20 protein-coding genes and 1 pseudogene are annotated in these 21,093 nt (G+C 59.1%); 19 read left to right on the top strand and 2 right to left on the bottom strand.

Features of this window, described 5'->3' with window-relative positions:
- Positions 1-8 precede the first annotated feature (8 nt).
- The 3 genes from KHO07_RS10480 to KHO07_RS10470 all read left to right on the top strand — a co-directional run bounded on the left by KHO07_RS10480 (position 9) and on the right by KHO07_RS10470 (position 2,761).
- A complete protein-coding gene (locus KHO07_RS10480) occupies positions 9-1,586 on the top strand; it encodes a winged helix-turn-helix domain-containing protein (protein WP_244858278.1) in 1,578 nt (525 codons plus the stop codon).
- A gap of 84 nt (positions 1,587-1,670) precedes the next feature.
- The gene (locus KHO07_RS10475) at positions 1,671-2,075 is read left to right on the top strand and encodes an antitoxin Xre-like helix-turn-helix domain-containing protein (protein ID WP_150735123.1); all 405 of its coding nucleotides are present in this window, start codon (positions 1,671-1,673) and stop codon (positions 2,073-2,075) included.
- A complete protein-coding gene (locus KHO07_RS10470) occupies positions 2,069-2,761 on the top strand; it encodes an RES family NAD+ phosphorylase (protein WP_212627134.1) in 693 nt (230 codons plus the stop codon). Before KHO07_RS10475 ends, KHO07_RS10470 begins: the two co-directional genes overlap by 7 nt.
- A gap of 33 nt (positions 2,762-2,794) precedes the next feature.
- On the opposite strand, the gene KHO07_RS10465 is transcribed toward KHO07_RS10470, so the two are convergent.
- Positions 2,795-3,730: a Ppx/GppA family phosphatase gene (locus KHO07_RS10465; protein WP_212627133.1), complete on the bottom strand. Its 936-nt coding sequence runs from the start codon at positions 3,728-3,730 to the stop codon at positions 2,795-2,797.
- A gap of 198 nt (positions 3,731-3,928) precedes the next feature.
- Between KHO07_RS10465 and ppk2 the strand changes: the two genes are divergently transcribed.
- From ppk2 to KHO07_RS10430, 7 genes are all read left to right on the top strand, one after another.
- Positions 3,929-4,846: a polyphosphate kinase 2 gene (gene ppk2 / locus KHO07_RS10460; protein ID WP_150735126.1), complete on the top strand. Its 918-nt coding sequence runs from the start codon at positions 3,929-3,931 to the stop codon at positions 4,844-4,846.
- A gap of 564 nt (positions 4,847-5,410) precedes the next feature.
- A complete protein-coding gene (locus KHO07_RS10455) occupies positions 5,411-7,435 on the top strand; it encodes a DUF3274 domain-containing protein (protein ID WP_212627132.1) in 2,025 nt (674 codons plus the stop codon).
- Positions 7,432-9,117, top strand: a complete 1,686-nt coding sequence (locus KHO07_RS10450; protein ID WP_212627131.1) for a DUF2875 family protein — start codon at positions 7,432-7,434, stop codon at positions 9,115-9,117. Before KHO07_RS10455 ends, KHO07_RS10450 begins: the two co-directional genes overlap by 4 nt.
- Before the next feature lie 156 nt (positions 9,118-9,273).
- Complete coding sequence (locus KHO07_RS10445) at positions 9,274-9,564, top strand: hypothetical protein (protein ID WP_212627130.1); 291 nt, start codon at positions 9,274-9,276, stop codon at positions 9,562-9,564.
- A gap of 89 nt (positions 9,565-9,653) precedes the next feature.
- Positions 9,654-10,220, top strand: a complete 567-nt coding sequence (locus KHO07_RS10440) for a chorismate mutase (RefSeq protein WP_212627129.1) — start codon at positions 9,654-9,656, stop codon at positions 10,218-10,220.
- A gap of 126 nt (positions 10,221-10,346) precedes the next feature.
- Positions 10,347-10,826 carry a hypothetical protein gene (locus KHO07_RS10435; RefSeq protein WP_212627128.1) on the top strand — a complete coding sequence of 160 codons (480 nt, stop codon included), beginning with the start codon at positions 10,347-10,349 and terminating at the stop codon, positions 10,824-10,826.
- Between the two features lie 184 nt (positions 10,827-11,010).
- The gene (locus tag KHO07_RS10430) at positions 11,011-11,439 is read left to right on the top strand and encodes a nuclear transport factor 2 family protein (RefSeq protein ID WP_150735130.1); all 429 of its coding nucleotides are present in this window, start codon (positions 11,011-11,013) and stop codon (positions 11,437-11,439) included.
- Here KHO07_RS10430 and KHO07_RS10425 read toward each other — a convergent pair.
- Complete coding sequence (locus KHO07_RS10425) at positions 11,415-12,389, bottom strand: LysR substrate-binding domain-containing protein (protein ID WP_212627127.1); 975 nt, start codon at positions 12,387-12,389, stop codon at positions 11,415-11,417. The genes KHO07_RS10430 and KHO07_RS10425 overlap by 25 nt on opposite strands.
- Before the next feature lie 415 nt (positions 12,390-12,804).
- Here KHO07_RS10425 and KHO07_RS10420 point away from each other — a divergent pair, with 415 nt between their 5' ends.
- The 9 genes and pseudogenes from KHO07_RS10420 to KHO07_RS10380 all read left to right on the top strand — a co-directional run bounded on the left by KHO07_RS10420 (position 12,805) and on the right by KHO07_RS10380 (position 20,937).
- Positions 12,805-14,259 carry an ATP-binding protein gene (locus tag KHO07_RS10420; protein ID WP_244858277.1) on the top strand — a complete coding sequence of 485 codons (1,455 nt, stop codon included), beginning with the start codon at positions 12,805-12,807 and terminating at the stop codon, positions 14,257-14,259.
- 103 nt (positions 14,260-14,362) lie between these two features.
- On the top strand, positions 14,363-15,016 hold the full coding sequence (locus KHO07_RS10415; RefSeq protein WP_150735133.1) for a response regulator: 654 nt from the start codon (positions 14,363-14,365) through the stop codon (positions 15,014-15,016).
- Between the two features lie 99 nt (positions 15,017-15,115).
- On the top strand, positions 15,116-15,490 hold the full coding sequence (locus KHO07_RS10410) for a response regulator (protein ID WP_212627125.1): 375 nt from the start codon (positions 15,116-15,118) through the stop codon (positions 15,488-15,490).
- 235 nt (positions 15,491-15,725) lie between these two features.
- Positions 15,726-16,925, top strand: a complete 1,200-nt coding sequence (locus KHO07_RS10405) for an NAD(P)/FAD-dependent oxidoreductase (protein WP_212627124.1) — start codon at positions 15,726-15,728, stop codon at positions 16,923-16,925.
- Positions 16,926-16,949: 24 nt separating this feature from the next.
- The gene (locus KHO07_RS10400; RefSeq protein ID WP_150735136.1) at positions 16,950-17,210 is read left to right on the top strand and encodes a transmembrane sensor/regulator PpyR; all 261 of its coding nucleotides are present in this window, start codon (positions 16,950-16,952) and stop codon (positions 17,208-17,210) included.
- Positions 17,211-17,478: 268 nt separating this feature from the next.
- Entirely contained in the window at positions 17,479-18,933 is a 1,455-nt protein-coding gene (locus KHO07_RS10395) for an ATP-binding protein (RefSeq protein ID WP_150735137.1), read from the top strand.
- A 120-nt stretch (positions 18,934-19,053) separates the two neighbouring features.
- Positions 19,054-19,656 (top strand): annotated as a pseudogene (locus tag KHO07_RS10390) (AraC family transcriptional regulator); the annotation flags it as partial.
- Between the two features lie 243 nt (positions 19,657-19,899).
- Entirely contained in the window at positions 19,900-20,430 is a 531-nt protein-coding gene (locus KHO07_RS10385) for a hypothetical protein (protein WP_212627123.1), read from the top strand.
- A gap of 132 nt (positions 20,431-20,562) precedes the next feature.
- Positions 20,563-20,937: a response regulator gene (locus KHO07_RS10380; protein ID WP_150735139.1), complete on the top strand. Its 375-nt coding sequence runs from the start codon at positions 20,563-20,565 to the stop codon at positions 20,935-20,937.
- Positions 20,938-21,093 lie beyond the last annotated feature (156 nt).

Genomic DNA, 21,093 nt, shown 5'->3' with positions numbered 1-21,093 from the left:
ACCAGGGGATGCTCACTTTGCAGTTCGCCTTTGATGATTTCGTGCTCAATCAGGATCGCCGCGAACTGACCTTGCGCGGGGACGTCGTGGCCGTCGGCCCGCAGGTCTTCGATCTGTTGCTGCTGTTCGTCAGCAACCCCGACCGGGTGGTCAGCAAGGATGAGCTGCTTGAAGGGGTGTGGAGCGGCCGGATCGTCTCGGAATCGACAATCACCAGTCACATCAATGCGGTGCGCAAGGCCATTGGCGATACCGGCGAGGAACAACGCCTGGTGCGCACGGTCGCCCGCAAGGGTTACCGTTTCGTCGGGCTAGTCAGGGTCGACGATAGTGGGCAACAACCGGAGGTTGACGTCCGCCCGACCGCGCGCCCTTCGGTCCTCGCACTGCCGGACAAACCCTCGATTACGGTCCTGCCCTTCCACAACCTGAGCGGCGATCCGGAGCAGGAATACTTCGCTGACGGCGTGGTGGAGGACATCATCGCCGCCCTGTCGCGTATCCGCTGGCTGTTCGTGATCGCCCGCAATTCCAGCTTCACCTATAAAGGCCGGGCGGTGGACGCCCAGGGTGTCGGCCAGGAGCTGGGGGTTCGTTATGTGCTGGAAGGCAGCGTGCGCAAGTGCGCAAACAAGGTGCGCATCACCGGGCAGCTGATCGATGCAACCAGCGGAGCGCATATCTGGGCGGAGCGTTTCGAAGGCCTGCTCGACGATATCTTCGAGCTGCAGGATCGCATCACCGAAAGTGTCGTCGGCGCCATCGCGCCGCAATTGGAACAGGCCGAAATCGAACGCGCCAAACGCAAGCCCACGGAAAGCCTGGGCGCCTACGATTATTACCTGCGTGCCATGGCAAAACTGCACAGCGGCAGCCGGGAAGCCGTCGAGCAGGCGCTGCCGATGTTCTACAAGGCCATCGAACTCGATCCGGAATTTGCCTCGGCCTATGGCATGGCCGCCTGGTGCCACTTCTGGCGCAAGCTCAATGGCTGGATGATCGATCGGCCTGCCGAGATTGCCGAGGGCATTCGTCTGGCGCGTCTGGCGGTGTCCCTGGGGCGCGATGATGCGGTTGCCTTGACCCGTGGCGGCCATGCACTGGGCCATCTCGCCGGCGAAGTGGACAGCAGTATCGCACTGCTCGACAGGGCCCGCTTGCTCAGCCCCAATCTGGCCCCCGCCTGGTACCTCGGCGGCACCCTGCGCGCACTGCACGGTGAAACAGAGGCTGCCATCAAGGACTTGAGCCATGCCGTGCGCTTGAGTCCGCTGGACCCGGAAATGTTCCGGATGCAAGTCGGCATGGCCCTGGCAAACTTCTTCGCCGGGCACTTCGATGTCGCTGCCCAATGGGCGGAAAAGGCACTGGGTAATTTGCCCAGCCTGCTGGTCGGGGTGGCGCTGTTGGCTGCCAGCCTTGCCCACGACGGTCGAATGGATAAAGCGCAGTTGGCCATGCAGCGCCTGCGGGAGCTGGATCCTGCCATGCGCCTGGGCAACCTCAAGGACTGGCTGCCGATCAAGCGCCCCGAGGATTTCGCGAGTTTCGCCAATGGACTGAGGCTGGCCGGGTTGCCGGAGTGACGCTACCCGCTTGTCGCACCTTACTTGATCTATAGACTCAACATGCCTACCTTTGAGTCTATGGATTCAAAGACAGGTAATAGCATGGCCGTCGTCGCGCAAGTGCAATCGTTCAGTAAAAGCCAGTGCGTCACCGGGCTGCGCGCCGCCGTGAGCATTCTGGAAAAGTGGCAGGCCAGCAGCGAACAGGCTTGTCGCATCCTGCGTATTTCCCGCAGCACCTACACCCGCGCGCGGCAGCGTGACCCGGACTGGGCGGTGGCGCTGGATGCGGATCAGATGCAGCGCATCAGTTTTGTGCTGAACATTCACGCCACGCTGCGCCTGGTGTTCGACAACCCCGATAACGTCTACGGCTTCCCGTCGATGGCCAATGACAACGAGTTTTTCAATGGCCGCAGCCCGCTGGAGATCATGGCCCAGGGCGACATGATTTCCCTGTACGAAACCTTCCGGCGCATTGATGTGCTGCGGGGCGCGCAATGGTGAAGGTGGCCGAGCTGGCGGTGTTTGCCGGCAAGCCGTTGCAGGCATATCGGCTGGTCAATTCGAAGTTTCCGCCGATTGCCTTGTTTGAGGATGTGGCGGACGCGGATGAGTTTGAGCTGCTGTTCGAGATTCAGGCGCTGACCAATCCGCGGCTGAAGAATGAAGTGGGTCAGCTGGAGTTGATTCCACGGCGTGAAATACCGTTCGGCATTCCTGGCTGTTCTTATGCGACGGCGCCGTTTACCCATGTCAACCCGGCGGGCTCGCGGTTCAGCGATGGCAGCTTTGGAGTGTTGTATTTGGCGGATTCGATGGACACCGCGCTGGCCGAGGTGAAGCATCACCAGAGCCTGTATTGGTCGAAGGTGCCTGACCTGAACTATGAGCGCTTTGTGTTTCGCGGGCTGACCTGTGGTTTTGTCGATGCGGGAATGAAAGACGCCACCCGCCTGCCGACGAACGATCCGGTGTATGCGCCGGACGACTACAGCCATTCGCAAGTGCTGGGCCGGGCTATCAGGAAGGCGCGTTGCCCCGGGCTGCGTTATCACTCGGTGCGTCTGCCGGGCAGTGTTTGCTGGGCATTGATGACGCCCAAACCTGTGACATCGATCATCCAGACAGGCCATTACGAGATGGTCTGGAACGGTCAGATCACCAGTGTGAGCCAGATCAGCGAGGCTTGAGGCGGGTGCCGGCCATTGGATTAGGGGCATGGCCTAGTGTTGGGACATAAGCCCGTGCAGTACGCCCACTCTCAAGCCGGGTTCGGAAGGTGTCATGTGCAAGACGCCGAACACTTTGAACGCCGCCAGCATCACCACCAGACCACCGGGCAGGATGCTCAGGCGATGGGCTTGCAAGCCGGCCAGTTTGAGCTTTTTGACATGCCCGACTTCCAGCAGGCGCAATGACAGGCGCAGCAGGCCGCCATAGGTGATGCCGCTTTGGCCGTGGTCGTTCAGACCGTTTGCCTTAAGCACTTTGGCCAGCATCCGTGCCGTGCCGGAGGAACCAATCACTTGTTGCCAGCCCATCGCACGGTAGCGCCGGGCGACTTTTTCAAACTCCATGGTGGCGACCCGCTCGGCTTCGAGCAGTGCCTTGGCAGAGATAAGGCCACCCGGAAAGTAACTGGCGCCGAAGGTGCCGCTGCCGATGGCAATGCTTTCGGTGACGAGGGGGTGTGCGCCCTTGCCGAGGATCAATTCGGTGGAGCCGCCGCCAATGTCCAGGACCAGACGCATGCGCGCCGGATCGGGAATCGTATGGGCCACGCCGGCGTACACCAGTTGGGCTTCTTCATGCCCGGAAATGACGTCGATACGAAACCCCAGGTGCCGCTCGGCGCTGGCGAGGAACAGTTGCGCATTGTCGGCTTCGCGTACTGCGCTGGTGGCCACCGCACGCACTCGACCCGCTTCGAAACCCCGCAGCTTCTTGCCGAACCGTGCCAGGGCCTGCCAGCCCCGATCCAGTGCCAGTTCGTCCAGCGCCCCGCCTTGCGAGCCCTCCGATAAACGCACCGGTTCACGCAGGGTTTTGACTTCCTGAACGATAATCTGCCGGCTACGCTTGACCGGCTGGCCGATCATCAGGCGAAACGCGTTGGAGCCCAGGTCAATGGCCGCAAATAGCGAGGTGTCGCTTTTCATGGTGGGGTTCCCGGCAAATTGAGCAGCCCGTGGGCGGGTCTTGTGATCACCGCCCACGGCGGTTTGCGCGGATGGTGCCATGGCTTCAGTGACACGCCGATGACAGCGGGATTAATTTCGCTGCCTTCTTTGCGTCACCAGCTCGTCACATACCCGGGGCTAGCATGGCGCCTTCCAACGTCGTCGGGAGTTCTGACCATGCTGTCAAGCAATGACAACCTGATGCAACGCATCCACCGCGAACTGCTCGATCACAGCGACGAAGAACTGGAACTGGAGCTGCTCGAGGACGACCACGACCTCAACGCACTGTTTGCCGATCACGTCGGCGACAGCCGCGAAAAAGAACAACGACGCCGCTACTTCAGCGAGCTTTTCCGCCTGCAAGGCGAACTGGTGAAACTGCAGAGTTGGGTGGTCAAGACCGGGCACAAGGTGGTGATTCTGTTCGAAGGCCGCGATGCGGCGGGCAAAGGCGGCGTGATCAAGCGCATCACCCAGCGCCTCAACCCTCGGGTGTGTCGCGTGGCCGCCCTGCCCGCGCCTAATGACCGCGAACGTACACAGTGGTATTTCCAGCGCTATGTTTCGCACCTGCCGGCGGCGGGTGAAATCGTGCTGTTCGACCGCAGCTGGTACAACCGCGCCGGTGTCGAACAGGTCATGGGATTTTGCAACGCCGATCAATATGAAGAGTTCTTCCGTACCGTGCCGGAATTTGAGCGGATGCTCGCGCGCTCGGGCATCCAGTTGATCAAGTACTGGTTCTCGATTTCCGATCAGGAACAGCACCTGCGCTTTCTCAGCCGCATTCACGACCCGCTCAAGCAGTGGAAACTCAGCCCCATGGACCTGGAATCCCGGCGCCGCTGGGAGGCGTACACCAAGGCCAAGGAAATCATGCTCGAACGCACCCACATCGCCGAAGCGCCATGGTGGGTGGTGCAGGCCGACGACAAGAAAAAGGCTCGCCTGAACTGCATCCATCACCTGCTCGGGCAAATGCCTTATGAGGAAGTGGAAGTGCCGACAATCGAGCTGCCGCAACGGGTGCGTCAGGAAGATTATTCGCGCAACCCGACGCCGCCGGAAATCATCGTGCCCCAGCTTTACTGAGGCACGCTTGCCGCCTGGCTCGCTGGATATCCGGGCGGACATCCAGCCGTCATCGTTCTGTAATCTTGTGCAGGCCATACTCTGGCCATACACCGCGTGCTTTTTTCTGCCGCCTTTCGAGGCGGCTTTTTTTATCCCGCTCCACGCCCCTGCGGGGTAATCCCGCCGTTCCCGCCTGTATCAATCTTGCGAGCAGAACACGGCGCACCTCAATCAACACTCGTTGTGTGTAAGACGGTTCCTAGGACTGTTCTGATTTACATTTTGAACATTAAATCTGTTTTCCAACTCCGCCCCAGCATCTAAGCACTCTCCCGCCTCTCATCCGCTAAAAAACCATACAGAGCCACCACATCGCCATGATTGTGCCGGTGAATTTGCGCCCGCTAACGTCCAGCCAATAAGGCTCAGTCAACCATCATCATCTCGGACGTAACAAATCGATCTGGAGGGTGGCAGCACCGTGCAAGGAGAGAAATATTCAAGCGGACTGATGGAGAGAGAAAGGATGCATCTGACGCAAAGGACGGTAATGCGTGGCAAAGGCCCGAAAGGTGGAAGCCAATGAGCCACGAAGACATGTACTGCGTGGCGCAACTCACGACCCGGTTGATGCCCAATTGCAACACCGTGCGCAAAATGGAAGTACCCGCTGACCTGCCGGGGGTGGTGATTTTCCTGCACGGCGTGAATGACCCTGGGGCGTCCTACGAATCAGTGGAAACCGGATTGTGTCAGGGGGTGAACGAACGGCTGGATCGACCGGATCTGAAGGCGGGGCGGTATGGGGCCAAATACCAGAAGGCCCGGCAAACGGCTCGGGAAACATGGAAAGACAAAGAAGAGCAAATACTCGACGACCCTGACACGTATCTGTATCAGCGCGACACCGACGATCCCAAAATCCGCAGCCTGATGATCCCCTTCTACTGGGGCTATCGGGCCGCGCCGGACCACGTCAAGCGTGATGACGCCGGTGATCCGTTCCGGATGCGCAACCAGTTTCAGGATATCCACGGCAATCGCCTGGATCGCCACTTTGCCAAGGCTGGCGGATTTTTCGTCAACGCCACCAATAACCTGCAAGAGATGTACGGCGAGGGCTTCAAGGCCAACGTGAAAACCGGCGCCGTGGAGCGTTTGAGCCCGAACAATTTCCTGCTGTTCGCCAATGCACCGCTGCGGCATTACTTTGTGTTCGCCGCGCACCGGCTGGCGATGCTGGTCCGTGAGATTCGCCGGGTATCACCCGATGAAACCATCAGCATCATGGGGCATAGCCAGGGCACCTTGATCGCCCTGTTGGCGCAGGCCCTGTTGATGGACAAGGACCAGCGTTGCGCCGATACCCTGATTCTCGTGGACTCGCCTTACAGCGTGCTGCCCAAGGTCACCCCCAAGGACCATGACACCCTCGCCACACTGATCGGTATTGTCAGCGCGGTCACGCAAACGCCCCATGCGCAGCCTCCACTATCCGCGCTCCGGGATATCAAGACCTATGGCGGTCGCAGCGGCCCGCGCTGGTCACCTACACAAGGCTCGCGGCCCGATAAAATCGGCAACCACACGGTGTTTCCCGAGCGCGACAATCGCGGCAAGGTGTATGTGTATTTTTGCCCGGATGACACCACCGTGGCGCTGGATGATGTGCAAGGCATCGGCACCTACGGTGTGCCCGATGCCACGCCCGATGGGCGACCGGCGATGATGGCGCTGCAATCAATGGGCTTTTACCAACGGCTGTGGACCAAGCGCCAGCGTGACGGCGAGCCGGTGCTCGTGGGCAAGTCGCCGCAACCCGAGTTCATCCGCGCCCCGGGCGAGCACCGCTACCCGGGCGCGTCCATGCTCATCGGCGTGGCTTCGCAAGCGCCGATCGCCAAGGGGCAGGAACGCCTGATCAATGCCGAGGCCCTGACCCCGCCCCATGCGCCGCAGATGTTTGGCGGCGAAGCCATCCAGGGCAGCCCGACCACTGCCGGCCTGGACAAACCCGATGAAGTTGCCAAAAGCATCGCCCTGGGCAAAGACGCCGCGACTTTTTTGTGGATCAGGATGCCCGCCGAATATGACGCGCCCAACACCACGCAGCAGGAAGCGCTGGCGCGTTTTAACGGGTTGTCTAAAGACCCGGAGGACCACACCCGCGCCGTCCGCAAAGGCGCGGCCCGCACTCGCACCAGTTCTTTCCACGAGCGCGAGGAAACCCCTCGAGAAGCCCGGGCGCGCATGGAGCAAGACCAACGTGAATGGGGTGCCAATTCCTATCACTCGGCGATCCTGCGCAGTCCGGAAAACCAGCGCTGGGTGACGGCGATGGACATTGCCATTGGCCAGGCGCATTGCCTTGATGACCCGCGGATGCGTGAGGTGTTGGAGGCGATTGCGGATTGGAAGATGGATGAAAAACAATTCGAGCGAGTCAGGCACTTGCCTGGCTGGTCGCGACTCAGTGCTGAGACGAAGGCGCTAGTGAAGTCCAGTTATATGTATTACCAGTTCGGCGTATTTCCGTCCTCGGATTTGGTCTCGCTAACGCCACCTTCTCTGCTTGCCGGCGTCGATAAAAAAGGAGGTGCCTTATGAGCGATGCTCAACACCGCCCCCGAACCTTACCAACTCTTAAGCCCTATCTCTGGATCGCGGGCGTACTGCTGATCTTTTGGATCGGCTTCGTCTGGCTTGTCCAAATCAAGGCACAGGAACTCAATATGGAATTGCGTGACATGAATCAGGTGATGCGCTGGGGGATCGCCGCGATTGTGGGCCCGATATTGCTGGTCTTTACCGTTCACTGGTGGGGTAAAGCCGTGGCCAGTGAACGGGCGGAACTTGCCGCCTACAAAGCCGACTTCAAGGCGAAAATCGCCGAGCGGCAGGCCACGCAAGTGCGGACTTATGCCTTGGAAATCCGCGGGGTGGGGCTGGCTGTTGATGATTGGCATCAATCATCGATATGGAGAGAAATAAAAAAAACGAACAACAACTTCACTTCAATCTATTCGCGAGACCCCAAGGATTACGATTCTTCTCTGAGCTCTCGGGAAATCACCAGGAATATCAACATTCGTGTTGCCTTCAAACATTCGGCAGGCGAGTCAGTGGCGTACTGGCCAATCCCGGTGTTTTCCATCGCGCCGCCCAAGCAGCCGTCAGATACAGGGGCCGCGAGTAACATTCACAACGGTCGCAACGCCGCCACGCTCGGAGTCACGTTGTTTTTGTGGCAAGACGCAGAAAACACAACCCATGCCCAGGGTATGATCGAGCGATTGTTCCAGTTCTTCGATGACAACCCCGAAGTGCCCCAGGCCTTGATCGTGAGCGAGGATGGCGACGTCACGCGAGACGGATTGCGGGTTATAGGAACCCCAGGATTGCAGAACGGCCACGTCGTCCCCACCGTCTACGAAAGTATGGCCGGGCTGCTGGTTACCCGCTCGGATCGGGTGGATCGGTACATTCGTCGTTATGCCACCCACGAACGTGAGGACAACCAGAACAAAGGCACTGATTTGGGAAAGTTTTGGGCGTTTTACTGGAAGCAATCCCGCGAGTTTCTAGATGTGTACGAAGAGTCGGAGCGAGCCAAAGGCGCCCAAGACCCCTTAGCCCCCGGCACCATGTCCACCGCCTACTGGCAATCCCAACTCCCCACCCTCTGGCAAACCATCAGCAACCGTGGCCCCGGGGAGTTCGAACCTTCGCCATGGCTACCCATCCGCTGGGCCCAGCACCAAGTCAAAGAGTTCGACGCCGCGCCGGTACTGGGTTACCTGCACCGTCCGATCAAGGTCTCGATGCAGGACGAAAACGGCAAGCGACTCAAACCGGCGTTGCAGGCCAAGGCGCTGCAAGCCGGCTGGTTACAGGCGCTGGATACTCTGCCCGAAGGGCATAAGCCGGTGCGCGTGTTCTACGACACCACCGACAATCAAGAGGCTGAAATCGCCCTGACCCTTGCCTTGCACGGGCTGAATACCGACGGCCATGGCATCGAGTTGGGCAATGTCGACGAGGGATACAACATCGGGCGGCGCCTGGGCAACACAGGGGTGAGTAGCGCGCCGGTGGAGATCAACCTGGCCACCATCGCCAGCTATCTGGACGGTGGAACCAGTGCGGTGGTTTACGCCGGTGCAGATGGCAGCCTGACGGTACAAATGATCCGCCCGCCGGACGCGGCGCGCATAGCGAAAAACCTCAAGAACCGTGGTGCCGACCCGTTCAAGTTCGGCTCCCCCAGCGGCGGAGCTCCCAAACCATGAGCCATCGCGTCGTGCCTAGGGCTCTCGTCCTGTCTAGGGGTTGTTGGAGAACCGCTGACATGAACCCGGTGAAAAATTGCCCCCTCATCTCACCACGCTCACCTGTGAACAGGGTGATCGATTATCCTGTGCCCGCCCCTCTCACCGGAGACACCTGTGCCGCCCTTGACTGCCCGCGAGGTTTACCAGCAATTGCGTGATGTCGCCCTGGGCCTGCGTCCGTTACAGCGCCTCGATCAACAGCCCGAACCTGGTCTGGTGCTGGTCGACATCGAAGGCTGGCGTTTGAGCCTGGATATCGACGGTGTTCGCCTGCGTCACTGCCTCCGCTGCCAGAGTGCGCAAGGTCGGGTATTCGATGCAGGACAACGCTTCGGCACCGACCCCGTGAGTTTGCTCAGTACCTGGGAGCTGGCGCAGATCGAGCGGCTATTGGCGCAACTGTAACAAGTTGATTACACCGTCGAGCTTCGTGCCTTGGGCTCTGCTGTGATACATAAGACCTGGTGCGCATCCCGTGCCCAAGAGGTTTGCTTATGTTCCATTGCCTACGCCTGCCGCCACTGCTGAGCTGCGCCCTGTTCGGTTTACTCGCCGGCACTGCTCACGCCGCCACCTCCCCGGCCCCCGATGCGTTGCAGCCGTTGCTGGCAACGATCAACGAGCGCCTGAATATTGCCGATCAGGTGGCGCTGACCAAATGGGACACTGGCAAGCCGGTCCAGGATACGGCCCGCGAAGCACAGGTCATCGCCAATGCCCGCAAGCAGGCGGTGCAGCAGAAACTCGACCCGGACGAAGCTGCCGACCTGATCGCTGCCCAGATCGAAGCCAACAAACTGGTGCAGTACGGACTGCTCGCCATCTGGCAAGCCGCCCACAAGGCGCCCGACGTACCGCGACCGGACCTTAATCAAATCCGGCCCAAACTGGATGCACTGCAAGCCCGCCTGTTGCAGCAATACGCCGATTTCACACCCTATCGCGTCGACCCGGAATGCCCGAACTGGCTGGCCGAACAACGCGCCAGCCTGATCAAGGACGCCCTCCATGGCCAGGCATTGATCCGCGCAACCGGCGAATTGTGCGTACTGGATCAATGACGACGATGGTGTTCGAGGCATCCATTGACTGCGTCAATAGTCACCATTAACTCAATGAAGTTCTCTTAAAAAATCCGCGGCGTAACATTGGCTCCATACCAACCAAACACCCCGGAGCACACGATCATGAAACGCCAAACCATCCTCAGCATCGCATTCTCGATCTTCGCAGTTAACGCTTTTGCCGCGACCTCTGCTCAACCCGTAGTCGCCGAAGGCGGCTCGGACCGACTGATTGAAAGCCGTGTGGCTGAAGGTGGTTCGGATCGTCTGATCCAGAATCGCGTAGCTGAAGGCGGTTCGGATCGCCTGATCGAAAAACGCGTCGCTGCCGATGGCTCGGATCGTCTGAAAGGCAACGAAGTCGCTGCTGATGGTTCCGACCGCCTGCACGGCAACACCGTCGCGGCTGATGGTTCGGATCGTCTGAAAGGCAACGAAGTCGCCGCCGATGGTTCGGATCGTCTGAAAGGTAACGAAGTCGCCGCCGATGGCTCCGACCGCCTGCACGGCAACACCGTCGCCGCTGATGGCTCGGATCGTCTGAAAGGCAACGAAGTCGCCGCTGATGGCTCCGACCGCCTGCACGGCAACACCGTCGCCTGATTGATTCGCTTCACCGCAACACCTCGAAAAGCCCGGCCTGATCAGCCGGGCTTTTTCGTGGCCGGTTTTTAAGCGAATCTATGGCTCTTTTCTGCGTAAGATGCTGACGAGCCTACTACACCCACCCATCTGATAACCCCGCATCAGGCAAGCTTTGAACAACAACAATAAACAGGAGTTGAATATGTCTGAACTGCAACTGCACCCCAAAGCCGCAGAGTCCTTGAAGCTGTGGCACACGATGATCAGTAGCGGCGACTTGAAGTCCTTGCCGGCGCTGCTGGACCCGCAAGCGGTGTTCCGCTCGCCGATGGCGCACACGCCGTATCCGGGCGCGCCGGTGGTCTCGATGATTCTCAACACGGTATTCCAGGTGTTCGAAGACTTCACGTATCACCGTGAACTGGCGACCGCCGACGGCTTGAATGTCATCCTCGAGTTCAGCGCCAGGGTCGGCGAGAAGCAACTCAAGGGCATCGACATGATCCGCTTCAACGAGCAGGGGAAAATCGTCGATTTCGAAGTGATGGTCCGTCCGCTCAGCGGCTTGCAGGCACTGGGTGAAGAAATGGGCAAGCGTCTCGGCGCCTATCTGGCCGCCAGCAAAGCCTGATCGCGGTGAATCGCCGGTCGAAGTTTGGGCACCACCTGCAACTCGACCGGCTCACAGAGAAACGCACTGCAGCGCGAACGCAGCCAACGCTGGCCCGAATCCCCGTGCGCCGCTGCGCGCCAGACCATCGACAGCTCGTGTACCGGCAATTGCAGCGGTGCCGGCTCAGCCCTCATTCCCGCCACCGGTAACATTGCTTTGGCCACGTAATCCGGCACGATGGCCAGCATGTCGCTTTGCCCGAGCAACCCCGGCAACGCACTGAACTGCGGGACGCTCAGCACCACTTTGCGCTGGCGGCCCAGCTGGCTCAGGGCGTGGTCGGTGTCATCCGTGGTATTGCCCACGGATGACACCACGACATGCGGACGCAGACAGAATTCGTCCAGCCCCAGCGGCCCCGGCCGCGTGTCAAACCGCAGCAGCGTCGGGCGGATCGGGCGCAAACCCTTGCGTCGCGCGCTGGCCGGCAGGTCGAGGGTGTGGCTGATGCCCAGCGAGATGTCGCCGTTGAACAGCCGTTGTGACATCTGCTGCTGATCGACCCGAAGCATAATCAACTTGATGTTCGGCGCCTCGATTTGCAGTTGCCGCCACAGCCGTGGCAACAGCGCGTATTCGACATCGTCGGACAGACCGATATGAAACGTCGTGTCGCTGGTGCGTGGATCGAAGGATTGGCAACGGCTCAGGGCGGCGGCGATGCCGTCCAGCGCCGGCGCCAGGTTGGCGAAGATTTCCTCGGCCCGCGCGGTCGGTTCCATCACCCGTCCGCAACGAATGAACAGCGGGTCATCAAACAACACGCGCAATCGGCCCAGGGCACCGCTGATGGTCGGTTGCCCAAGAAAAAGCTTTTCGCCGACGCGGCTGACATTCCGCTCATGCATCATCGTTTCGAAAACCACCAGCAGGTTGATGTCGGCACGACGCAGGTCATTTCTGTTCATGAGGTTCGCTACCCGGCACACGGCCATTGAGTTCGGGAAGGTGCCTGCACAGGTTATGACCGAGCCTGCAAAACGTCTGTCGTACATGCGGACAGAACGATCATGCGTTAGGTCAGCGCGCTGATACTCCGGTATAGCGCCACTAAAAAAAATCAATGGAATGAATGATTTGCGCCTACACACAGCCAGCGCGATCCGCCGCCGTGGCAGTTTTTTCTGGTTTTTTGTCCTAACGTGAGGCAAGCCCGAGCTTCTAGGATACTGAACCGATTCTCCGCCCCAGCCCGAACAAAAAACCGAGGCGCGCATGATCGAAATTCCAGGCAAAAAGTCAGCCCACCCGCGCACGCCTCCCTTTGCACAAGGAACCTGCAGCAAGATGCTGTACAACATAGGCCAAAGGACTTCTCGCCTTATGCTCGGTCTCAGTCTCAAGCCGCTGGAGAACCTCCTGGTGTGGCTGATGGGCTTGATCGTGGCGTGCGGGATACTGATCAACACCGAAACCCGTACCGACCTCACCACCACCACGCTCTATATCGCGTTGTTGCTGATGGCGATCAATTTGCTGTCGATCAGTGCGGTGATCGTGGTCGCCTTGTTCTGCATGCTGGTGCTGACGTCGATGTGCCTGTATCAGGGCGGGTTTCAGCGCTGGGAAACGACCACCGACCTGCTGCACAGCCTGGCGGTGCTGGCAGCCATTATGTATCTGGCGCTGCGCAGCAAAAAGATCTCCGACAACCTGCGCCACAATGAAGTCTATATGGTCGGTGCCCAGTGCCTGACCCAGACCGCCTGCTTCGGCTTTCGCGCAGACCTCGGGAGAATGGGCTGGTCGGAGCAGGCGGCACGAATTCTCGAATACCCGGCGCGAACGTCGCCCTCGGTGGCCTTGTTCCTGGAGCGTACCCATCCCGATGACCTGCCACTGGTACTGGCCGGTTTCGAAAAGGCTGCACGCCATGAAACCCTGATCGAGGTCAAACACCGCCTGCTGATGCCGGATGGTCGGATCAAATATCTGCACCTGTTCGCCACTCCGCTCTTCACCCGTCAGGGCAGCTTTGAGTACTTGGGCGCGCTGATGGACGTGACCGCCAGCAAAGAGGCTGAAGAAGCGCTGTGCCGCGCCCAGACTGAATTGGCCCACGTCACCCGCGTGACCTCCCTGGGCGAACTGGCGGCCTCCATCGCCCATGAGGTCAATCAACCGCTGGCGGCGATCACCAGCAGTGCCGAAGCCTGCCGCAACTGGCTCAGCCGTCCGCAGCCCGATGTGCTTGAGGCACGCCAGTCACTCGAACGGATCATCGCCAGTTCGAGCCGGGCGAGTGAAATCACCCGTCGGGTTCGGGCGTTATCGCGCAAGTGCGATCCGCTGCGCCAGAACGAGTCGTTGAACGATATCGTCAGTGAGACCCTGAGCCTGGTTCGCTATGAATTGGCCCACCACAAGATCACTCCACAGATCGAGCTGAACGCGTTCGGCGGGCAGGTCAGCGCCGATCGCGTGCAGCTGCAGCAAGTCATCATCAACCTGATCATCAATGCCTGCCAGGCCATGGACGCGGTCAGCCCTTGCGAACGCGCGCTGTGCATTCGCACCTGGGTGAAAGCCAACGAGGTGCTGCTGGAAGTCGCCGATCAAGGCCCCGGCATTCCTGCCGACGTCTTGCCGCAGTTGTTCACCCCATTCTTTACCACCAAGGCAAACGGCCTGGGCATGGGCCTTTCCATTTGTCGTTCGATCATCGATTTCCACGAAGGGCGAATCTGGGCCACCAGCGCAAATGGCCAGGGCAGCTCGTTTCTGTTCGCCCTGCCGATACGCGTCGCCAATGACCAGGGCTTTGCCGCAGCCATTTAATACACAGGTATGAGTGCCGCCGGTCCGACTGACAATTAATGTAGCGTCCCTCGGCAGGAACACAGCGCCGGGCGGTTGCGCGTCCAACCCTTGGGAATCAGCAATGAACGAACAGCATCCACTCAACAAAATCACCCACAACGAGTCCATGGTTTTCATCGTTGACGACGATGCGCCGCTGCGCGAATCCCTCGGCAGTCTGTTGCGTTCCATCGGCCTGCGGGTCGAGTTGTTCGGTTCGGTTGCCGAGTTCATGAAGTACCAGCGACCGGACACGGTCAGTTGCCTGGTGCTGGATGTGAGGTTGCAAGGCAGCAGTGGCCTGGACTTTCAACACGACCTGGCCATTGCCGGCATCAACGTCCCCATCGTTTTCATTACGGGACACGGCGATATCGCCATGACGGTGCGGGCCATGAAAGCCGGGGCGGTGGATTTCCTGACCAAGCCCTTCCGCGAACAGGACCTGATCGATGCGGTGTGCGCCGCCCATAGCCGGGATAAACAACGCCGCGAGTCCGAGCGCCATGCCGATGAACTGCGGGCGCGTCACCAGACACTGACCGCCCGGGAACAAACGGTGATGGCGCTGGCGGCCTCGGGTTTGATGAACAAACAGATTGCCGGGGAAATCGGCTTGAGCGAAATCACCGTGAAGATCCATCGCGGCCAGGCCATGCGCAAAATGGGTGCTCGTTCTTTTGCCGATCTGGTGCGCATGTCTGAGGTGATCTCGGCCCAGCCCGCAATCAGGTGACTATACCCACGTATGCTGTACGCCTTTTCAGGACAGCGTATCTTGCATGGATGGCGCAGAGTCTTTTCAGTGTTCTGCGCTACCAGGCAGGACACCACTATGCATGACGAGGCAATGATTGCCGTTGTCGATAACGATGAATCCGTTCGAATGGCGTTAGACAGTTTATTGCGATCCAGTGGTTATACGGTTCGCACTTACGCGGGGGCGCACGAGTTTCTTTTTTCCGATGGCCCGGTCATCACGTCCTGTTTGATCTCCGACATACAAATGCCGGACATGGACGGGATCACCATGTATGAGCAACTGGCGGCCCGGGGCATTCATATCCCGGTGATTTTCATCACCGGCAACCCTTATGCACAGCGTCCGCCCGGTAAAAGCGCGCGTACACCGATTGCCTTTTTCCCCAAGCCTTTTTCCACTGACAAGTTGCTCGCCTGTGTCGAAACTGTGCTGAATCGACGTAACTAACTTCGGCGATTTAAAGCCACTAATACCTTGGTATAGCCCGTTCATACTTACTCATACTCGCGCTGACCCTATGTAGCAGTGTCAGATTTAAACCTCTCGAATACCATCTGTTCCAGATCAAGCCAATCCGTCTGCGCCGCGTTGTCTAGCCACTTCGCGAATATATAGCCATCGCGGTGGTGCTTATATCACCGCAACTTTTTCACGCCCTCGATTGTTCTTCAGGAGCAAAACAATGAAACAGCAAATTTTGATTATTGGTGCAGGCTTCGGTGGTGTCTGGAGCGCATTGAGCGCTGCCCGTCTGCTGGACAAGCACGATCGAAATGACGTCGAGATCACCGTGCTCGCGCCTCAGGCCGAGCTGCGGATCCGCCCGCGTTTCTACGAACCCGACGTGCACACCATGAAAGCGCCGCTGGACGATTTGTTCAAGGCCGTGGGCGTGAAATTCGTTCAGGGTTCGGCCGAAGAGATCGACGAGAAAACCAAACAAGTCAGCTACAGCAACATCGCTGGCATCCAGGGCAAGCTGAGCTACGACCGCCTGGTGCTGGCCGCCGGCAGCAAGCTGAACCGTCCGCCGCTCGAAGGCCTGGAGCATGCGTTCGATGTTGATGAAATCGAATCCGCCACCGAACTGGAAACGCACATCAAGGCGCTGAAGAGCAAGCCGGCCAGTGCTGCCCGCAACACCGTAGTGGTTATCGGCGGTGGTTTCACCGGTATCGAAACCGCAACGGAAATGCCGGCGCGCCTGCGTGCCGCACTGGGTGACGACGCCGACATTCGCGTGGTTGTAATCGAACGCGCCCCACAGCTCGGTTCAGCTTTGGGCGATGGCATCCGTCCATCCATCGTCGAGGCCTCGGAGCATCTGGGCATCGAATGGATCGTCGGCGCCACGACGGCCTCGGTCGATGCAGGCGGTGTCACCCTCGCCGATGGCCGTCGCATCGAATCCAGCACCGTGATCTGGACCGTGGGTTTCCGCGCCCACACGCTGACCGAACAAGTGCAAGGCACCCGCGATCATCAGGGTCGCCTGCATGTGGATCAGAACCTCAAAGTACGCGGCCACGCCGATGTCTACGCCGCCGGTGACGTGGCCTATGCCGCCACCGATGACCTGGGCAACTTCGCCGCCATGTCCTGTCAGCATGCGATTGCCCTGGGCCGTTATGCCGGCAACAACGTCGCCGCCGAATTGCTGGGCGTCGAGCCAATTCCGTACAGCCAACCCAAGTACGTCACTTGCCTGGACCTGGGCACCTGGGGCGCCGTGTTCACCGAGGGCTGGGATCGCCAGGTGAAACTGGTGAAACAGGAAGCCAAGGAACTCAAGAGCCAGATCAACTCCGTGTGGATCTACCCGCCGGCGGCAGACCGTGCCGCTGCACTGGCCGCCGCCGATCCGCTGATTCCAGTGGCTTAAGGTTGCAGGCTGCGGGTGATCGATATGTACGGTTTTTTTGAAGATCCGTATCGAGTGCTGAAGCTGTCCTGCGTGCTGCTGATCGGCGGATTGTTCGCTCTGATCATCGGCGCGGTCCTGGCCTACGGCTATGACGCGTATCTGTCTCTGCCCAGCCTGGTGATGGCCCATGCCTTGACGATACTCGGCCCAACGGCCATCAAGCTGGGCTATGTGATGCGCTTGTTGTCAATCAATCGTCTGCGACGCAACCCGGTGACAACGCAGCGGGGTTTCACCGGTTGAAGTGAAGTTGAACGCCTGTACCCCGGCCAGCCCTCTCCTTGCTGGACCGGGACATTTCCCAACCGCCCGCCACTGGTTTTTCTGGCGGGCGTTTTTTATCAAGTCAAAGCCACTGCAACCCCGATAAACATTTGCTCCAAAGGACGGATGAACAGCCCATTTCAGTAGCGCTTTTGCCCAACAACAGAAACGCCCCTCACAGAGAGTTTGCCCGGCATCCCTGATGCCTTGCGAGTTGCCGTTCGATAGCAAAAATCTGGAAGAACAAATGTCTATCATCAAACGTTGCAAGAAACTTTTTTTGTCAGATGCCCTGGCCTGGCTGGCCGCCATTGCGGTGGGCAGCATGATCTTTATTACCAACTCGTACCTTGATCTGGATATTGCACCGACGCTGTTCTACATCACGCTGGTGTTCATGTCGGCTAACTTTTTTCCGGTTCCGGTTTTTCTGGCCGTCGCCTTCGGTTGCGTGGCCATCCTCACCACCAGTTTCCTGGTCGACGCAGGCTACCGCGATCACAAGCTGATCGCCGGGTTTGTGCGTTGCCTGATCGCGCTGACCACCATCACCTTGCTGGCGCTGCGCAGCAAGCGCGCGACCGAATCATTACGCCGCAAGGAAGCGTTCTTTCTGGGCGCACAAAAACTCAGTCACACCGGCAGTGTCGGCTTTACCATTGATGACGAAGTGATCGTGTCGTGGTCGGAAGAAGCCTCGCGGATTTTCGAGCTCCCGCTGGGCGAAACACCGACGCTGGCGATGGTCCGCGGACGCACTCATCCCGATGACCTGGCCATTATCGACAGTGTGCTGGAACAGGCCGCACGCCAGAAAAGCCTGATCGAAGTGGAGCATCGTCTGGTCATGCCCGATGGCCGGATCAAGCATGTGCAGATGATCGCCAACCCACTGTTCAAGCATGGCGGACGCGTTGAATACGTCGGCGCCTTGATGGACGTGACCGCCTCCAGACACGCCGAAGAAGCACTGCTGCACAGCCAGGCAAAACTCGCGCATGTGACACGCGTGACCTCCATGGGGGAACTGGCCGCCTCCATCGCCCATGAAATCAATCAACCGTTGGCGGCGGTGATCACCAGCGGTGAATCCTGCAAACGCTGGATCAACCGCCCGGACCCGAACCTCGATGAAGCACGCCGTTCGCTGGACCGGATCATCCAGAATTCGGCCAGGGTTTCCGATGTCATCACTTGCATCAGGGCGCTCTCGCGCCAGAGTGAGGTGCAGCGCCAGATCGAAGTGTTCGACGAGATCGTCAGCGACTCACTGACGCTCATGCAACATGACATCTGCATGCAGCAGGTTCGCCCGCACTCGCAACTGGGCGCCCCCGGCGCGCGCATTCAGGGCGACCGCATACAACTGCAGCAGGTGATCATCAACCTGATCGTCAATGCCTGTCAGGCCATGGCCAATGTGCATGACCGGGCACGAACGCTGCGGGTCCAGACGTCGATACAGGACCACGAAGCAGTGCTTGAAATCACCGATTCCGGCACGGGCATTGCCGAAGACATTCTTCCGTCACTGTTCGATCCGTTCTTCACGACCAAACCCACCGGCCTGGGCATGGGGCTCTCGATTTGCCGTTCGATCATTGAATTTCACGGTGGGCGCATCTGGGCGTCCAGTGAAGTGGGGGTGGGCACGCAATTTCTGTTTGCGATTCCGCTAATGCCCGTGAGTCACGCTGAATAACGTTCATCCACACATGCCGCCATGCGGCGATTTGGAGACCTCGCAGTGTCTATCGATCAAGCAAGCCGCCATTCTGATGACGCCCTACCGCGAAACATTGTCTTCGTGGCCTACCCGCAAATGGGTCTGCTGGACCTGACCGGTGCCCAGACCGTGTTCTGGGTGGCCAACCATGCCATGACCGAACGCGGCCTGCCGGGCTACGCGTTGCACACCGCCAGCCTCACCGGCGGGGAAATCCAGACGGCAGAAGGCCTGGTGGTGCAAAGCCGAAAGCTGAGCGAGTTTGACAATAACCCGGTCGATACCCTGATCGTCCCCGGCTCCCCGAGCATTCGCCAGATCGTTGCCCAAAGCACAGCGCTGGTGGATTGGCTGCGCGATGCTTCAGTCACCGCCACGCGTACGGCGTCAGTGTGCAGCGGCACATTCTTGCTGGCCCAGGCCGGTTTGCTCGATGGCCGGCGCGCCGCGACCCATTGGGTGATGGCCGAGTGGTTCGAGCGCATGTACCCCGAGGTCGAACTCGACCCGGAAGCGATCTTCGTGCAGCAGCAGTCGGTATGGACCTCTGCGGGCATCAGCGCGGGGATCGATCTGGCTTTGGCACTGGTCGAGGCTGACGGCGGTCGCGAAGTCGCGATGCAGGTCGCCCGGCACATGGTGGTGTACTACCGCCGACCGGACAATCAGGAGCAATGGGGCTCATTGCTGCAATCGCAATTCCAGGCCAGTGCCTGACCGACAGGCCTTGCGTCAGGCAAGGCTTGCCCCGTCTTATTTTCGTTGCAGCAGCCACTGCAACAGGCTGGTTTTCTTGACTCATACCCAGGTATGACGACCGTAGCCCCATGTGCTACGCCACTGTCTTGAGGTAGGAGTGTTATGCGGCGCGCACCGATTTACGCTGGTCACCTTGAATGAATCAACTCATTGAGCCGACGCGCTGACCTGAGGACGGTTGTCATGAACGCACTGCAAAAGCTGTACATCGCCAGTCATCCGCTGCGCATCAGTCGCTATGGTGCACACACGTCCCTGTCCATTTCCGAGCGCGTAGAAATCATCGACGCGTTGACGCAGACGCTGAGCACTACGCTGGGCATTCTTGCGCAGCTCAAACGGGGTCAGCAGAAACTGCAGAACGTCAGCTTCCTGCCGGTGCAACAACTGTTCCGACGCCTGGTGCGCGCCAATGCCGACTACGCCGAATTCCTGGCCGGTGGCATCACCGACCTGGGCGGATACGCCGAGACACCCGCCCTGTTCAGCCTGAATGACACCCACGACCCGCAGTGTTTTGCCGATTGCCTGAGCGGGATTTGTCAGGGAACTCGCCGACTGCGGGCCGTCGATGTATTGCTGCGCGACTACTGCGAATGCGCGATCGCCAACAAGGACAACGCCAGCAAACGGTTTTTTGAAGCATGCACACGGCACAACGCGCGTTTCCTGTCGCTGATCGAAGCCAACCTGGCCGATGGACAGCCTTGGTGACAGCGTTTCTTTAATTATCGAAAATCAACCAGCAAACATACCCAAGTATACTATTCCGCTTTCTTGGAGCGCGTATCTTGCAAGTATGGCGGGCGCCACTTAGCGCCACTCGCAATGACGCAAGGTTTCTACATGTTCAACTCAGCTATTATTTCAGTTGTTGATGATGACGAACTAATTCTTATCTCGCTGGACAGTTTATTGCGTTCTTACGGCTACACGGTGAACACCTATAACAGTGCCTATGCGTTTCTTGAATCCAGTGGCCCGGAGCAGACTGACTGCCTGATCTCGGATATTCAGATGCCTGGCATGTGCGGGGTGCAAATGTACGAAGCGCTGGCGGCACGAAATGCTCATATCCCCACGCTGTTCATCACCGGAATGCCGGGCCTGCCGCCACAGTTCAGCGCGCGCGTGCGAAAACCCGAAGGTTATTTTTCCAAGCCGTTCAATACCGATGCGCTGCTGGCCTGTATAGAACGAGCCCTTAAACGCCGGGCTTGATGTTGACCATTTGGCCAATAAATTTTTAACACTTTGGTATGGCCAACTCAAACCCAGGTAGGCACTTACTTACCGTTAGCAGCACTGTGCTGTAGCGCCAAAACAAATAACATTTTCTTTATCAGTTTTCGATTAGTTAAGACTTCCACTCCACCC

This window comes from Pseudomonas sp. PP3 (genome assembly GCF_905336995.1).
Classification (GTDB): Bacteria; Pseudomonadota; Gammaproteobacteria; order Pseudomonadales; family Pseudomonadaceae; genus Aquipseudomonas; species Aquipseudomonas reinekei.
The sequence above is the reverse complement of the archived record's forward strand: the minus strand, read 5'-3'. Positions and strand labels throughout refer to the sequence as shown.

What these genes read in the sequence shown, in the direction of transcription:
- KHO07_RS10435 (WP_212627128.1), top strand. Translation starts at nt 10,347, where the DNA reads ATGAAACGCCAAACCATCCTCAGCATCGCATTCTCGATCTTCGCAGTT.
- KHO07_RS10455 (WP_212627132.1), top strand. Translation starts at nt 5,411, where the DNA reads ATGAGCCACGAAGACATGTACTGCGTGGCGCAACTCACGACCCGGTTG.
- KHO07_RS10475 (WP_150735123.1), top strand. Translation starts at nt 1,671, where the DNA reads ATGGCCGTCGTCGCGCAAGTGCAATCGTTCAGTAAAAGCCAGTGCGTC.
- ppk2 (WP_150735126.1), top strand. Translation starts at nt 3,929, where the DNA reads ATGCTGTCAAGCAATGACAACCTGATGCAACGCATCCACCGCGAACTG.
- KHO07_RS10425 (WP_212627127.1), bottom strand. Translation starts at nt 12,389, where the DNA reads ATGAACAGAAATGACCTGCGTCGTGCCGACATCAACCTGCTGGTGGTT.
- KHO07_RS10400 (WP_150735136.1), top strand. Translation starts at nt 16,950, where the DNA reads ATGTACGGTTTTTTTGAAGATCCGTATCGAGTGCTGAAGCTGTCCTGC.
- KHO07_RS10385 (WP_212627123.1), top strand. Translation starts at nt 19,900, where the DNA reads ATGAACGCACTGCAAAAGCTGTACATCGCCAGTCATCCGCTGCGCATC.
- KHO07_RS10410 (WP_212627125.1), top strand. Translation starts at nt 15,116, where the DNA reads ATGCATGACGAGGCAATGATTGCCGTTGTCGATAACGATGAATCCGTT.
- KHO07_RS10430 (WP_150735130.1), top strand. Translation starts at nt 11,011, where the DNA reads ATGTCTGAACTGCAACTGCACCCCAAAGCCGCAGAGTCCTTGAAGCTG.
- KHO07_RS10480 (WP_244858278.1), top strand. Translation starts at nt 9, where the DNA reads ATGCTCACTTTGCAGTTCGCCTTTGATGATTTCGTGCTCAATCAGGAT.
- KHO07_RS10440 (WP_212627129.1), top strand. Translation starts at nt 9,654, where the DNA reads ATGTTCCATTGCCTACGCCTGCCGCCACTGCTGAGCTGCGCCCTGTTC.
- KHO07_RS10415 (WP_150735133.1), top strand. Translation starts at nt 14,363, where the DNA reads ATGAACGAACAGCATCCACTCAACAAAATCACCCACAACGAGTCCATG.
- KHO07_RS10470 (WP_212627134.1), top strand. Translation starts at nt 2,069, where the DNA reads ATGGTGAAGGTGGCCGAGCTGGCGGTGTTTGCCGGCAAGCCGTTGCAG.
- KHO07_RS10450 (WP_212627131.1), top strand. Translation starts at nt 7,432, where the DNA reads ATGAGCGATGCTCAACACCGCCCCCGAACCTTACCAACTCTTAAGCCC.
- KHO07_RS10395 (WP_150735137.1), top strand. Translation starts at nt 17,479, where the DNA reads ATGTCTATCATCAAACGTTGCAAGAAACTTTTTTTGTCAGATGCCCTG.
- KHO07_RS10465 (WP_212627133.1), bottom strand. Translation starts at nt 3,730, where the DNA reads ATGAAAAGCGACACCTCGCTATTTGCGGCCATTGACCTGGGCTCCAAC.
- KHO07_RS10380 (WP_150735139.1), top strand. Translation starts at nt 20,563, where the DNA reads ATGTTCAACTCAGCTATTATTTCAGTTGTTGATGATGACGAACTAATT.
- KHO07_RS10405 (WP_212627124.1), top strand. Translation starts at nt 15,726, where the DNA reads ATGAAACAGCAAATTTTGATTATTGGTGCAGGCTTCGGTGGTGTCTGG.
- KHO07_RS10420 (WP_244858277.1), top strand. Translation starts at nt 12,805, where the DNA reads ATGCTCGGTCTCAGTCTCAAGCCGCTGGAGAACCTCCTGGTGTGGCTG.